Annotated in this window: 14 protein-coding genes and 1 pseudogene; 4 read left to right on the top strand and 11 right to left on the bottom strand. The window is 64.3% G+C overall.

Going from position 1 to position 14058, the window contains the following annotated elements; genetic code table 11:
• From HNS03_RS25240 to HNS03_RS25225, 4 genes are all read right to left on the bottom strand, one after another.
• On the bottom strand, window positions 1-550 hold a 550-nt coding region (locus tag HNS03_RS25240; RefSeq protein WP_367198806.1), incomplete at its 3' end, for a helix-turn-helix domain-containing protein.
• A gap of 193 nt (window positions 551-743) precedes the next feature.
• Complete coding sequence (locus HNS03_RS25235) at window positions 744-875, bottom strand: ribbon-helix-helix protein, CopG family (protein ID WP_006473454.1); 132 nt, start codon at window positions 873-875, stop codon at window positions 744-746.
• A 183-nt stretch (window positions 876-1058) separates the two neighbouring features.
• Window positions 1059-1661 carry a recombinase family protein gene (locus tag HNS03_RS25230; RefSeq protein ID WP_120326079.1) on the bottom strand — a complete coding sequence of 201 codons (603 nt, stop codon included), beginning with the start codon at window positions 1659-1661 and terminating at the stop codon, window positions 1059-1061.
• 175 nt (window positions 1662-1836) lie between these two features.
• Window positions 1837-2253: a helix-turn-helix domain-containing protein gene (locus HNS03_RS25225; protein ID WP_120326080.1), complete on the bottom strand. Its 417-nt coding sequence runs from the start codon at window positions 2251-2253 to the stop codon at window positions 1837-1839.
• 66 nt (window positions 2254-2319) lie between these two features.
• Here HNS03_RS25225 and HNS03_RS25220 point away from each other — a divergent pair, with 66 nt between their 5' ends.
• A complete protein-coding gene (locus HNS03_RS25220) occupies window positions 2320-4443 on the top strand; it encodes a heavy metal translocating P-type ATPase (protein WP_120326081.1) in 2124 nt (707 codons plus the stop codon).
• Window positions 4440-4940 carry a signal peptidase II gene (gene lspA / locus HNS03_RS25215; RefSeq protein WP_120326082.1) on the top strand — a complete coding sequence of 167 codons (501 nt, stop codon included), beginning with the start codon at window positions 4440-4442 and terminating at the stop codon, window positions 4938-4940. The genes HNS03_RS25220 and lspA overlap by 4 nt, the downstream gene beginning before the upstream one ends.
• Window positions 4941-4971: 31 nt before the next feature.
• Here the strand turns inward: lspA and HNS03_RS25210 are convergent, their stop codons facing one another.
• Window positions 4972-5718 carry a DUF6118 family protein gene (locus tag HNS03_RS25210; protein ID WP_183030168.1) on the bottom strand — a complete coding sequence of 249 codons (747 nt, stop codon included), beginning with the start codon at window positions 5716-5718 and terminating at the stop codon, window positions 4972-4974.
• Between the two features lie 11 nt (window positions 5719-5729).
• A complete protein-coding gene (gene traA, locus HNS03_RS25205; protein ID WP_188073993.1) occupies window positions 5730-9347 on the bottom strand; it encodes a Ti-type conjugative transfer relaxase TraA in 3618 nt (1205 codons plus the stop codon).
• 270 nt (window positions 9348-9617) lie between these two features.
• Between traA and HNS03_RS25200 the strand changes: the two genes are divergently transcribed.
• Window positions 9618-9980 carry a mobilization protein gene (locus HNS03_RS25200; RefSeq protein ID WP_238474179.1) on the top strand — a complete coding sequence of 121 codons (363 nt, stop codon included), beginning with the start codon at window positions 9618-9620 and terminating at the stop codon, window positions 9978-9980.
• Window positions 9919-11583 carry a type IV secretory system conjugative DNA transfer family protein gene (locus HNS03_RS25195; protein ID WP_120326077.1) on the top strand — a complete coding sequence of 555 codons (1665 nt, stop codon included), beginning with the start codon at window positions 9919-9921 and terminating at the stop codon, window positions 11581-11583. The genes HNS03_RS25200 and HNS03_RS25195 overlap by 62 nt, the downstream gene beginning before the upstream one ends.
• A gap of 269 nt (window positions 11584-11852) precedes the next feature.
• Here HNS03_RS25195 and HNS03_RS25190 read toward each other — a convergent pair whose 3' ends face one another.
• The 5 genes and pseudogenes from HNS03_RS25190 to HNS03_RS25170 form a co-directional block, all read right to left on the bottom strand.
• On the bottom strand, window positions 11853-12149 hold the full coding sequence (locus HNS03_RS25190; RefSeq protein WP_006473490.1) for a hypothetical protein: 297 nt from the start codon (window positions 12147-12149) through the stop codon (window positions 11853-11855).
• Window positions 12150-12185: 36 nt separating this feature from the next.
• Window positions 12186-12809, bottom strand: coding sequence for a ParA family partition ATPase (gene parA / locus HNS03_RS25185; RefSeq protein WP_021316632.1), 624 nt, complete (start codon window positions 12807-12809; stop codon window positions 12186-12188).
• 67 nt (window positions 12810-12876) lie between these two features.
• Complete coding sequence (locus HNS03_RS25180) at window positions 12877-13182, bottom strand: type II toxin-antitoxin system RelE/ParE family toxin (RefSeq protein ID WP_006473480.1); 306 nt, start codon at window positions 13180-13182, stop codon at window positions 12877-12879.
• Window positions 13179-13448, bottom strand: coding sequence for a CopG family ribbon-helix-helix protein (locus HNS03_RS25175; RefSeq protein ID WP_006473479.1), 270 nt, complete (start codon window positions 13446-13448; stop codon window positions 13179-13181). The genes HNS03_RS25180 and HNS03_RS25175 overlap by 4 nt, the downstream gene beginning before the upstream one ends.
• Before the next feature lie 278 nt (window positions 13449-13726).
• Window positions 13727-14058: pseudogene (locus HNS03_RS25170) on the bottom strand (helix-turn-helix domain-containing protein); the annotation flags it as partial.

Below are 14058 nucleotides of genomic sequence, written 5' to 3'. Positions count from 1 at the left end.
CGTAGCGCCGCAGCCAGTCGATGAAACCATGCGCCCGCAGGTTCTTCAGCGCCCGCACGATCGTATCGCGCGACCGGCCCAAGCGGTCCATGATCGTGGTGATTGACGGCTCTAGCCGGCCGGTGCGGAAGTCGATCAGATTGACGAACAGCCGCAGCACGTCCAGCGCCACCGATCCTAGCGGGCCGCTGCGCTCGCCCTTCTCGTGCAAGCCGGCCTCGTTGTAGATTTCGGCCGCCTTCAAGATCGCCTGCACGTCCTTGCGCGTTGTCGGCCGCCATATGCGGCCCTCCGATCGCCCCCGGATATGACTATGCCGGCGAACTGGCGTCGGGCAGCGCGGGGCCGGGGGCGGAAAGATCAGCCCTAGCGCGGTCTGTCCCGATCCCCGCAGGATGGCCCGGCGCTCATGGGCGAGCGTCGTAAGCTCGCCGGCCTCGTCGTCGGTGAGCTGGCCCGCGCCGTATCGGCTCCAAACCTCCCGCATGATCTCATCAAGCGCGTTCCCGCGCGCGCAGCCGATCGCGGCCGCGTAGTGCGTCCTCAACATATGCCCTCGTCCTTCCATTTGAAGGACATGACGGCGCGGACGGCAGGCACGGCACTCCCGTTTCCGCAAGAATCAATCTTGCGAATTGGAGTGCTCTAGCGTAGATAAGGGGAGACTTTGATGGCCCCGGCTCTACGGTGTGTCTGACGGCCTATAAAACGCTCGACCGCGCCAACGGTCGGGCGTTTTGCCGTTATGTCCCTTGCTTCGCTTCGATATAGAACCTCAACGCTTCCTCGATGATCGGCGCGCGCCCTCGCAAGCCCGCGTCGTCCTTCAGGCGGTCAATCGCCGCGACCAGCTCGCCGGGCAGATCGGCCTGCACAAGAATCCGGCCCTCCGCGCGCCAACGGGCGCGCAGGTTTCGGACACTTTCCAGCTTAACTTGTTCTCGGGTGCGACTCGCCATGTCTACATGAAGAGACGAAATCGCCCGATTCTGCAACCCTTTGCGTAAGGGAGCGAGAAAGGCACTACTTCTAGGGCCGGGCGACTAAACGTAGTTGCGTCAATGCGTATCCACGTCAATGCGTTCTATCGCCCGGTAGATCGTGGCGCGATGCACGCCCAAGAGCTGCGCGACTTCCGCCACCGGCTTCTTATCCTCATGGATGAGCTGGCGGGCGTGGGCGATCTGCTCGGCCGACAGGGCAGGGGAAGGACCGAACCGCACACCTCGGGCCTTCGCCGCGATCCGGCCGGCGCTCGTGCGCTCCACGATCAAGCTGCGCTCGAAATCTGCGATGCCGGCAAACACGGTCAACACCATGCGGCCGGCCGGCGTCGTGGTGTCGGCCCAAGGCTCGGCCAGCGAGCGCAGGCCCGCGCCGGCCTCCTTGATCCGCTCCGCGATCGCCAGAAGGTCGGCCGTCGATCGGGCGAGACGGTCTAGCCGGGTGATCGTCACCACGTCGCCGGCGCGCAAGTGGTCGAGCATCCGCGCCAGCTCGGGCCGGTCCCGCTTCGCCCCGGAAGCCTTTTCCTCAAAGATGCGGACGCAACCGGCCGCGCCAAGGGCGGCCCGCTGCGCATCGAGGTCCTGCCCGCGCGTCGAGACGCGGGCATAGCCGATGAACGCCCGGCTGGCGTTGGAATCTGGTTGGCGGCTCACGGCTCCCCCTGTCGCAAATCATGTCGCAAGTGTCTTACCACTTGCGACAAAGACGTGCGACACGAAAAGCCCTGATTTTCCGGGGCCGGCCGATCTGTCGCGGGTTTTAGTAGTTCTGCGACAAGCTAAGATCGAAGAACAGCCGTATGCATCACGCTGCTTCGGCCAGGCGCTGTTAGTAGTTCCTCGCTGGCGGTGACAGGCTCTCAATTATCCTACAATCTGCAACTAGGCCGCATCCACACTGGTCGATCATCCGGTCAAGTTCGGACTTAAGCGCGATTAAGTCTTGGATTTTTTGCTCGACTTCCTTCCGGTGCTCCTTTGCAATCGCATCAACCGCCGCGCAAGACCGCGAACGATCGTCAGCCAGCTTGAGAAATTCCCTGATCTGATCGAGCGAGAAACCAAGTTCACGCGCCCGCCTGATGAAACTGAGCCGGCTGAGATGGACCAACTCATATGCACGATAGTTGCCACCGGTACGCGAGGGTGCCGGCAGGAGGCCGTTCTTTTCGTAAAACCGGATCGTCTCGACCTTGGTCCTTGTCCGCCTGGCCAATTGGCCGATCATCAGAATTTTGTCGTTCATCTCTTGACCCTATAGTGACTACAGGGTCTATCTGGGGTGTCACATCGGAAAAGTCGAGGTGACATCATGGCGGCAGCGAGCCCCTACAGACTGCGCGTAGAAGGCATGGACTGTGCATCCTGCGCATTGAAAATCGAGACGGCGATGCAGCGCTTGCCGGGTGTTAGCGACGTCAATGTCAGTTACGCCAGCGAGACGCTTGCATTGCAATTGGATGAGGACCGCACGGCCCTCGGCACCATTGAGCAAAAGATCCGAGCACTTGGGTATACACCAGTGGTCGAGCAGGCCGAGCCAAAGGCGAGCCTGCCTCGGAAGCGTATTACTGAGGCGTGGTGGAAAGGCAGCAAAGGTCGGCTTGTCCTCCTTACTGGTGTGCTGTTCGTTCTTGCCTTCGCCCTCGCGCGTATTCTGCCGGATTGGGAGCAATGGCTCTATTCAGGCGCGGCGCTGATCAGCGTTATCCCGTTCGCGAAGCGGGCTGTCGCCGGCGCGATATCCGGATCGCCCTTCACCATTGAGACACTGATGACAGTCGCAGCACTCGGCGCGGTCGCCATCGGCGCGGCCGAAGAAGCTGCTGTCGTGATCTTCCTGTTCGCAGTGGGCGAACTGCTTGAAACCGTGGCGGCCGGCCGTGCGCGGGCAGGCATTGAAGCGCTGATCGATCTCGTACCCCGGGTCGCGTTCCGCGAACGTGACGGTGCCGTTGAAAAGGTCGCTGCCGAAGAGCTGGCCATCGGTGATGTCGTCGTTGTTCGGCCTGGAGACCGCGTGCCGTCTGACGGCACGGTGATTGACGGTGTATCTGAGGTCGATGAGGCGCCCGTGACAGGCGAATCCGTGCCCGTGCTGAAAGAAGCCGGCGCAACCGTCTATGCGGGCAGCATCAACGCGAATGGCGAGCTTCGGGTGTCGATCAACCATGTCGCGGCTGACAACACCATTGCTCGCATCATCCACATGGTCGAGGAAGCCCAGGAGTCAAAGGCCCCCACGGCGCGCATGATCGACCGCTTCAGCCGCTGGTATACGCCGGGCGCGATGGTCGTCGCGGCTCTGATCGTTGTCGTGCCGCCTCTCGCCTTTGGCGGTGACTGGATGACATGGGTGTATCGTGGCCTCGCCACGCTGCTGATTGCCTGTCCATGCGCACTCGTGATTTCCACACCGGCGGCCATTGCATCCGGTCTTGCCGCTGGGGCACGCCAAGGATTGTTGATCAAGGGCGGCGCGGCGCTGGAAACACTCGGGAAGGTCATAACGGTTGCCTTTGACAAGACGGGAACGCTGACGCGCGGCCGTCCCCAGGTGACAGATATTGTGCCGATCAGAGGTGACGAGAACTCGGTTCTCGCCATCGCGGCGGCTGTCGAGCGCAACACCAGCCACCCGCTCGGTGTCGCAATCGTGGAGGCAGCAGAGGGGCGCGGGCTCGAACTGCCCGCCACCTTCGGCGGCGGCATCGCGACACCCGGCAAAGCGGTCACGGCGCGGCTGAAAGACGGCTTCGCCTCGGTCGGCTCTCCTCGGCACGCTGCTGAACAGGTTGCCTTTGAAGAGAGCATCGCTGAGACGATCACTAAGTTGGAAAGCCAAGGCAAGACGGTTGTCGTGCTTATGAAAGGAAAGACCCTAGAGGGATTGATCGCGTTGCGCGACGAGCCGCGCGACGACGCTATCGAAGGTGTGAAACGGCTGACGGATCGGGGTGTGCGCGCCCTGATGCTGACCGGCGACAACAAGCGCACGGCCGACGCCATCGCGGCCCATCTCGGCCTTGAGGCGAGCGCCGAACTCCTGCCCGACGCCAAGCTTGCCAAGATCGGCCTCCTCAAGGCTGATGGGCCGATCGCCATGGTGGGGGACGGCATCAACGACGCACCGGCGCTCGCTGCCGCTTCCGTTGGCGTTGCCATGGGTGCGGGCACCGATGTCGCGCTTGAAACCGCCGATGCCGCGCTGCTCAGAAACCGGGTGACGGGTATCGCCGATCTCATCGAATTATCGCAGACGACGCTCGGCAATATCTGGCAGAACATAGCAATAGCACTTGGATTGAAGGCCGTCTTCCTCGTGACGACTCTATTCGGCGTTACCACGCTCTGGATGGCTATTCTCGCCGATACGGGCGCTACGGTCCTCGTTACGGCAAATGCGCTACGCCTGCTGACGTGGCGCGGCAAATGAACCGGAACAGTGAGCGCGTGCAGGTTGGCCCCGCTGCATTGATAGTCGCCATAGGAGCGGCGCTCGATCTTGCAACGAAGGCATGGGCGCGGGCGAGTCTCGAACCCTATGGCCCTGCTTTCGACTTCTTGCCCTTTGTATCTCTGCACCTGACTTTTAACGAGGGCGTGTCGTTTGGTTTGTTCGCTTTCGAGGGCGATACGGGCCAAGCCGCTTTAGTGGTCGTTACAGGATTGCTGACCCTTGCCATGACCGTATGGGCCTATCGGTCGCAAGGTTGGCACCGGGCGGCCCTTTCACTGGTCGCAGCGGGCGCTCTAGCAAACCTGATCGACCGAAGCGCACGCGGCTCTGTCACCGACTTCCTGAACCTGCATTTTGGGGATTGGCATTTCTTCGTGTTCAATCTGGCAGATATATGGATCAGCTTAGGCGCTGCCTTTCTGCTGGGTCTACAAATCATCCCGCAGAAGAACAAAATCACATCGATTCCATAAATATAGGACGCAGCTCGAACAAGCGCCAAGGCTACTGAGGCGCTGGCACGGTGATGGTGCAACGCTGGTCCTCGCCGGCCGTGCGCGCGGCCTCCCAACAAGCCGCTACGGCCTCCCTGTTCGCCTCAATGAGCTGATCAGCCGAGACCACGCGCTGCCACGCTTCCGGGCTGTCGAACGCCATGAGACTCATACCGGCCCGCCACGGCGTTTCCCCCATGACAACGCTGGCGACACGCGGCGCGGCCGAGAACGGCAACAGGCGCGGAAGGAACAGCATCACCACCGCGCCGGCGAGCAGGCCGATAGCGAAGGCGACGACAAGCCACCAATTTTGCCGATCGCGCTCCCGCGCGCCGGCGACATGCGCGGCGAGGTTCCGGCCGGCGCGCTCGAGGTCGGACGCCTGCCGTTCGAGCTGCTGCGCGGCGGTGCGTATCAGGGCCTCGCCGCTACGCTCGAGCGCGGCCGCATAGTGCTGCGCCCCCTGCCGAAGAATGGGCGACTGCTCGACGCTGTGCAGCCGCTCCGCAACAGTGTCGAGAGCCTGCACGAGCTGGGCGAGCTGGGGCTTGTAATCGGTCTGCGGCTCGATCTTGTCGAGCTGGTCGAAAGCGGCTTCCAGCCCGCGCCGCATCACGGTCATTTCCGCGCCGATCTGCGCGCCCTGCGTCTCGATCGTGCGCCGGAGCGCGTCGAAAGCTGCGGCCGGGTCGCCGGCGTCCTCGTCCAATGCTTCCGGTTCGATTCCTTCCCTGTCGTCGTCCAGTTCCGCCATGATCTCCCTGCCTACATTCCCAAGCCGATACCCCGGCTAATCTGCCGGCTGCGTGTCATTTCCTCTTGCAGCGCGCGGGCAATGCTCTGCTCCCGGCGCAAGTCCTGCCCGATTCCAAGCTCCCGGCTGCGATTCCGCACGATGGATTCCGCCTGCGGGTCGCGCTCAAGGCTCTTGGCAAGGCCGCTCATCTGGCTTTCGACCTTGCCGCGTGCCTCGTCGTGTTGCCAGCCACGAAGCTCCCGGCGCTGGCCCTGTAGCTCCTGCCAGCGTTCAACGAACCGCTCGGCCCTGATATTCGGGTCTTGCAGCGCGGCGTTTTCGCGCTTCATTCCGTCGATGACATGCGCGACACGCTCCCGGCCGGAAAGCTCGGTTATGGCGCGTGCCGTCGCCGGGTCGTTTTGCAACGTCGAGCGCAGCAAATCTTTCATGCCGCCCTGCACCTGGTCGAGCTGCTGGCCGGCATCGCGCATTTCCTGCCGCTGCATGTCGAGGACCGGCAAACCCTCGCGCCGATGCTCCGCGACCGACTGATAGGCCCGCGCATAGCGGTCAACAGCCTGCTCAAGCGGCGACTGCCGCCGCGCCCGCTCGGCCAACCGGTCAGGCGCCGGTGCCTGCCGCAAGCTCCCCTCTCTTTCCGGCCGCTCTGTGCGCTCCTGTGAGGGGGCAGGACGCGCATTGAGCTTGAGGCCGGCGAACATACCGCGCCGCTGCTTCTCGGCCTGTTGCGGCCGTTTCTGGTCGATCTGCGAGCCGTCCTCGCCGGCGCGGTCTGGCTCGCGGCTCTCGGTCGCCGCGCCGCGCTCGAGTTTCAGGCCCTCGAATGGCCGTTGGCGCTGCTGTCGATCGGCGGCGAGATCCTCGCGAGGATTTGCACGAAGATCCTGCGCGAGATCCGCGCGGACTTTTTGCGAGGATCTCCGATCAAGGGCATGATCCCCGGCCGTCGACTCCCGTTCCGCACGTAGCCCGGCGCGCTCGGCCGGAATCTCGATCTCGCTGCGGACGCCCATTTGCTCCGCGATCCCGCGCCGCTCGGCAAAGTCGCGGGTATAGTCGAGCGTCGTTTCCTTCACGCCCGACCGGGACAGGCGGCGTTCTAGCTGGCTATAGGCCAGCTCGCCGGCGTCCTGAACCTTCCATGTGTTCCGGTGCGTCTGCGTCCCATCCGGCAAGGTGACAGGGGTGGAACCCTCATGCTGTAGGCCGATCCTCTCCCCGATCTCCGGCGCGGCCTCTTTCATGGCGCGCTCAAGATCGACGCCCCAAACCGTGCGCTGCTCACCCTTGCCGTTCTCCAGCGTCACGAAATAGCTCTGGCTGTTGCCTTCCTTGTGCTCGAACGGCGCGGCCCCATGCTCGACCAGCCGGCCGGCATGGGTGAACTCGTCCTGTGCCGCGTAGAGCTGCACGCCGTCGCGATGGCGGGTCATGGCGACATAGGTTAGATGCCGGTCCATCATCCCCGACGCCAGCACAAAGGAACGATCGACCGTCGCCCCCTGATTTTTGTGAATCGTCGTCGCATAGCCGTGGTCGATCGCCTGATAGTCGCCCATCGGAACGCTGACGTTCTCGCCGCCCCGGCCGTCCAGCGTGGCGATGATCCTGCCGGCCTCGACATGCTCGACCGTGCCTAGCATCCCGTTTTTCACGCCAAGGTCGCGGTTGTTCTCCAAGAACACGATGCGGTCGCCCGGCGCGAACTCGCGCTTGCCGTCATTGGTCTGGAAGGTCAGCGCGCCGGCGTCCTCGCCCTGCGCCAGCTCGCCCCGGTCCTGTAGCTCGGTCCTGATCGCGTCATTGATGGCCCGAACATCGGCCCGTCGATGCGCCATCGCTACGCGGGTGCCGTCCGGGCGCTCGTCGCGGTCGGCAAGGTAATCGCGCACGATCTGGCCGCGCACGTCCTCGCCGGTTTCGGCAAAGCTGATATTGCCCCGATCCCGATAGGCCGCCAGCCCCTCGGCCGTCCGGTGCGTGGCGAAGTCAACCGACGCCTCCCGCTGCCAGTCCACCCGCTGCCGGCGAATCTCGGAAAGCTCGGCATGGCCGATTTCCTCCGTGATCGCCCGGAACGGTGCGCCGGCCCCGATCGCCTGTAGCTGCTCGTGATCGCCTACAAGCACGATCTTCGCCCCGCGCGCCTCGGCCTCGCCAACGAAGCGGGCGAGCTGGCGCGAGCCGACCATGCCCGCCTCGTCGATCACGAAGACGTCGCCGCGGCCGATCGTGCCGCGGTCGTTCTCCCAACCGCGGGACCATGACGCGAGGGTGCGGCTCTGGATGCCGGAACTTTCCTCCAAGCCCTCGGCCGCCTTGCCCGACAGGGCCGCGCCGTGGACCTGATAGCCCTCGGCCTCCCACGCCTCGCGCGCGGCCGCGAGCATGGTGGACTTGCCAGCGCCGGCATAACCGACAACGGCCGCGATCCTCTCCGGGCCGGTGATATGCTCGATCGCCCGGCGCTGCTCGTCGGACAGCCGGGCGGAAGCATCGCCGGCGCTGCGCTGAATGGCGGCGTCCTGCCGCTCTATGGCGCGCTCGACATGCCGGCGATCGACGCCATGACCATGCGCGCCGTGCATCCGCTGCGCGCTCTCGATCATGCCGGATTCGAGCTCGACCATTTCGCGGGTCGAATAGCGGGCAAGCTCGATCTCGCCCGTTGCTGCCGGGTCCCCCACTACGTGGGCGCGCTCGGGCTGCAACTCGACCAGCGCCGGCGAGGCCATCACCTTCGCAAACGCGCTCTGGAACTCCTGCGGGTCGTCGTTGATGTAGCGATGCAGCGCCCGCGCAACGTCGTGGCGATCGAACACGCTCTTTTCGCCGGTGATGAGGGTTAGAACCTGCTCGGGCTTCTCCCGGATCAGCTCGGCATTGCGCCGGGCCGCATCCTCGTCCAGCCGCGACCGCGACACGTCGAGGCCGCGCCGCTCCATCTGCGAGGCATGGACGCCCACATGCTCGGTCGGCGCAATCTCTAGCCCGCGCTCCATGTGCGAACGATGGTCGATCCGAATATCAAGCCCGGCCATCGCAAGCCGCTCGTTGGCGATCCCCTCCCACCTCTGGCGAAGGTCGCGGAGCTGCATATCGGTCGTCGGCAGGTCGTGCGCCAAGAGCCATTTGTTTTCGCGCTCAAGATAGGTCTTGTCGCCTAGGCCGCCCTCGCCAACCTGCCGCGTCGTCATCATCACATGCGCATGATGGTTGCGAACGTCGCTGGCATCGTGCGGCGCATGGATCGCAAAGTCCACCGCCGCGCCATATCGGTTCGCCAGCTCCTGCGCGAACTCCCGCGCCGCCTCTAGCCGCTGCTCGGCCGATAGCTCATGCGGCAAGGCAATCTCGAACTCGCGGGCAACGCGGGCATCCTTGCGCTTCTCGGCAAACTCGGCGGCGTTCCACAAGTCCGACCGATCCCGCGCCCAATCGGCGTTGACGCCTTCCGGCAAGACGATCTCCGCATGTTCAACGCCCTGCTTGGCCGTGTAGTCGTGCGTGATCCCGTCGCGCTCGTTGGTCAACTTCTCCCCGGCACGATAAGCCATTGAGGCGACGGCGCTGCGGCCGCTCGCTCTCGAAACTGGCTTCATGCTCAAATGGTAGATCGCCAAGCAACAAGCTCCGATACCGTTTCGCCTTTCCCATTGGCCGACCAGCCAATGGCGCGCTGAGTTACGCAGTAACTCGTAAGTGCGCCCTTCTCAACTCAATCGCTCCGCTCCTTCGTCGCTCGGTGTGGCGCTTGCGGCAAGGTCGATGCAATAAATTGAGGCCCGGATTGTGCTGCAAAACCGTCGAAAACTCAAGCGCAACGGGCAAACGCTGGAAAAGACAGCCGGGAATGATAGTCTAGGCTAATGACCGGAAAGGGAGATTGAGGAATGGCGCGTAAAACGATCGAACAACGCTTGGCTGAACTGGACGCGCAGCGTGCCACGCTCAAGGCCCGGCTGTCCAAGCAGGAACGCGCCAACGATACGCGCCGCAAAGTGCTGCTCGGCGCGCTCGTCCTGCATCGACTCGAAAGCGGCAAGGATGAGGAATTTTCCCGGCGCTTGGGCGAATGGCTCAAGCGTGAGCTGCCCAACTTCCTGACGCGCCCCGGTGACAAGGAACTGTTTGCCGACCTGATCGGCAACGCGCAGGCCGGGGAGACGACAGGCAGCGCCGGGGGACGGCCGCATGAGTCAGGCGAGACTTGCATGGGGTGCGTTCAAGAACATGATGCGGCAGGCCGCGCGTGATCCGCTATGGGCGTTCGTCGCTCTGCTCGCCGCACCTTTTCGCATCTGGAAACCGCTTCTCGGGCTTCTGTTCCTCCTTGTTATCGTCCTGTTCGTCGTTGGCTTCGGCGGCCGCTTCGCTCTCGAACAAATCGGCTTTCGCGTCGGCTCGGTTCCGGTTCTCCTGCTCGATCTCGTCACGCTGCTGGTGCTGCTGGCGCTCGCCTTCCGCTTCCTCACCAATCCCCTGATTGTCCATTTCGGGGACATGGACGGCGAAACCCACGGCTCGGCCCGCTTCGCGACGACCAAGGAAACCGCCGCCCTCGCCCGCGCCGATTCCGGCCTGCTGATCGGCCGCGACGGCAAGACCGGGAAGCTCCTGCGCTATGACGGCCCGGCCCATCTGCTGACGATGGCCCCGACGCGCACCGGCAAGGGCGTGGGAACCATCATCCCGAACCTGCTCACCGCCGACCGCTCCGTGATCTGCATCGACCCCAAGGGCGAAAATGCCAAGATCGCCGGCCGCGCCCGCCAGCAATTCGGCCCGGTCCACGTCCTCGACCCCTTCGGCGTCACCGGCCAGCCCTCCGCCGCCTTCAATCCCCTCGACCAGCTCGACCCGGCCGGCCTCGATGTCGCGGAAGATGCCAGCACCTTGGCAGACGCCCTCGTGTTCGATGAACTGGGCATGGCCGGCGAGGCGCATTGGAACGAGGAAGCCAAGGCGCTCATTGCCGGCCTGATCCTCCATATTGCCGCCAGCGAGCCGCGCGACAGGCGAAACCTCGCCACCCTGCGCGAATATCTCACCCTCGCCCCTGAAGCCTTCGCCGCGCTCCTGAAGGACATGCAGGCGTCAACGGCCGCCTCCGGCCTGATCGCCCGCGCCGCAAACCGCCACCTCGGCAAATCCGACCGGGAAGCCGCTGGCGTCCTCTCGGCCGCGCAGCGCCATACCCATTTCCTCGACAGCCCGCGCATGGTCGCCGTCCTCGGCCGATCCGATTTCCGCTTTGCCGATCTCAAGCGCCGCAACGCCTCGGTGTTCCTCGTCCTGCCGCCTGATCGGCTCGCCACCTATTCCCGATGGCTGCGCCTGCTCGTGTCGCAAAGCCTCACCGACATGGCCCGCGATCCTGCCAAGCCGGCCGCCCCGGTCCTCTACCTGCTGGATGAGTTCGCCGCCCTCGGCCATCTGGCCCCCGTCGAGCGCGCTATGGGCCTCATGGCCGGCTACGGCGTCCAGCTCTGGCCCATCCTGCAGGACGTTCACCAGCTCCGCGCCACCTACGGGCAGCGCGCCGGCACCTTCCTGTCAAACGCCGGCGTCCTACAGGTCTTCGGCGTCAACGATCACGACAGCGCCCGGCTTGTCTCCGATCTGCTCGGGCAGGAAACCGTTGTGTTCCAGACCATGAGCCGGGCGCTCGATTCCGACAAATCCGGCATTTCCTACGGGGAGCAACACACCGCCCGCCCGCTGCTGACCCCGGATGAGGTTCGCAACCTGCCGCAGCATGTCGAATTGCTGTTCCTCGCCGGGCAACGGCCGATCGTTGCCGGAAAGCTCGCCTACTATGCCGATCCCGAGTTTCGGGGCCTGTATGACGCTGCCTGACGTGACAGGAAGCGGACCCGGCGCTTTGCGCCGGGACTTTGTTACGAACGGCCCTCCGGCTCTCTACGGCGCTATTGGGGAGCGCGTTCGCCTCCGTGCCGGCGCGGCTTGCGCCGCGATCCACCGCCGACCTGGTGCAAGCTCTATTCAGGGAAACGCCCGGCCACGACGATAGCCCCCCGGCCGGCCCGCTCTCATCATCTAGGGCCGTAGGGACGGCCGGGGGCGGGCCACACACGCAAGCATTAGCGTATTTAGCTATTTACGTATCAACGTGCATAAGGCTCGATCGGCGGCAATCCGTGCTGTGCCAGAACCGCCGAAAGCCCGGCCTCGGCCATCGCCTGAATTGTCGTTCCCTCTGCATCCGCGAGCTGGCGAAGGCGCTGCCAGTCCGATCGCCTGACCTTGACCGTAAGCGCGACAGTCTCGCCCCCTCCCCTCTTTCGCCTCGGCGTCGGGATTTCCACGGCCGGGCGATCGTCCTCGATCGCTGCAAGGCTGGTGGCCTCCGCGCCGGCCTTCGGGCGGGTGAAGGCCGCGAGGCCGGTTGCTTTCTTTGCCATAGGTTTCGCTCCTTCAATACGCGCTTACGTATTTAGCTATTTACGTTCTAACGTGCCTTTAATCCACGCCCACAAAGCCCGGATTTCCTCCGCTGCTTTCCCTTCGGCCTCGAACTCCGTCACGGCGCTGCCAGTCGTGACGGCGCGGGCGAACGCGCGCCGGTCGGTAATCTCGCCGGGAACGATCGGCAGTCCGTAGGCTTCCAGCGCCGCGCGCGTCTCCCCGATCTCGGGCGCACGGAACGGGCAGGCAGACAGGACGAACGCGCCGCGCACCTTCGCGGCCGCCACGATCTCGACGGCGGCCGGGACCGCAGCGAGGTCAAACGCGGACGGTCGGACCGGAATTAAGACCAGCTCCGACCTTCGGGCGATCTGGCCGGCCGCCGGGGCGGCATGGGGCGGGGCGTCCACTACGGCCAAGGTCATGCCCTCGCCCTCGGCCGCCCTAAGCGCGGCGTCCAGTTCCCCGGCCTGCGCCGTGGCGACGATCGGCGTTCCGGCTTCCCGCGCGCTCGCCCATGCGGTCGCGCTCTCCTGTGGGTCGGCGTCGATGACGCAAACCCGTTCGCCGGTCGCCTCGGCCGCCACGGCGGTATGAACCGAAAGCGTGGTTTTTCCGCTCCCGCCCTTCTGGCTCAAAAACGCAATGACGTTCATGCGTCAATCCTTCTTTGCGTGAATACGTATTAAAGCATATAGCTAAGAACGTTACTACGTCTTTAAGCTAGTGCGGCCATTCCTCGGCCGGCCAGTCGCGCGACGTGTGGATGACGCGCACGATCACGACGCTTTCCCGGCCCCCCACGTCCCGCAGCTCATAGGCGATGATGTAGGGATGACGGGCGAGGGACTTTTCATAGGTTCCGCTCACCCGCCCCGGCCGGCCGGTCGCAAATTCGCCGAGCTTGTTCCCGGCGTCCTCGATCGCATCCACGACCCGTTCGGCGGCGAATGGGTTGTCCTCTGCGATATAGCGCAGGATTTCGAGGTTATCCCGCTGCGCCTCAATCGACCAGACAACCGGCCTCATCCGCGCGCGGCTTTCCGGCGCTTCGCTTCCTCGATAACCTCACGCATTTCCGCGACGGCCTGCGCATGGGGGATCACTCGGCCGGCCGCCGCATCAGCCATGCCGCGCTTGATACCGTCGATGATTTCAAGCTCGCGATCGACATAGGCGGCGACGGCCTCGCCGGCGAGGAAGGATTTGCTTCGCTGCGTGTCGTTCGCGATCCGGTCGAGCTTTTCTTTCACATCGGGCCTAACCCGAATCGTCATGGTGGTGCTGGCGGTCATGGAATCGCCTCCGTGTGTTGAATTGTGTACATTCTAGCACGTTGTCCCGGCCGCCGCCATCGCCTTCTATCAAGGTAATACGTTTACACGTCAATACGTATTAACGTAAATAATTAAGCGCCGACCTTGCCCCTCACTCCCTCTCGAAAGCCCATAGGACGTTGGCCGCAGGCGCGAGCGGTGCGGATTAGGTGGTGAGTGTGCCGTTTCCCGGCCCGCGTATAGGCGGGTCGGAACCGCCGCAGGGCTGCGTAAGCAGCCCGAACAGCGGCGACCGCTTATGTTTTCCCTCTTAGATAAAGATCAGATGGGGATTCAGTCTGGTTATCGGACTCACGTTTCATGAAGTTTTTCGCCATGCGCACAAGGGCCTGTCCTAGCGGGCTGTCGCCAGCGTCGAGCTGCGTTCTCTCATCGAGGGGCAGGGTGGTCTTGTAGGCGTCGATTGCCTCGCTCCATGCCCGCTGATCCTGTCCATGATCCGCAGGCGGGGGAGGGGCCTTGCCGAACCGTCCAAGGAACTGCCGGGCCTTCTCCGGCAGAGACAGGCGATAGGCGTTGCTCGCCTGCTGGACCTGTGGGCCACGCCCCTCGTTGCCGGTCGGCTCGT

Source organism: Amorphus sp. 3PC139-8 (genome assembly GCF_040750475.1).
GTDB lineage: Bacteria > Pseudomonadota > Alphaproteobacteria > Rhizobiales > Amorphaceae > Amorphus.
This window is presented reverse-complemented; position numbering and strand designations above follow the sequence as displayed.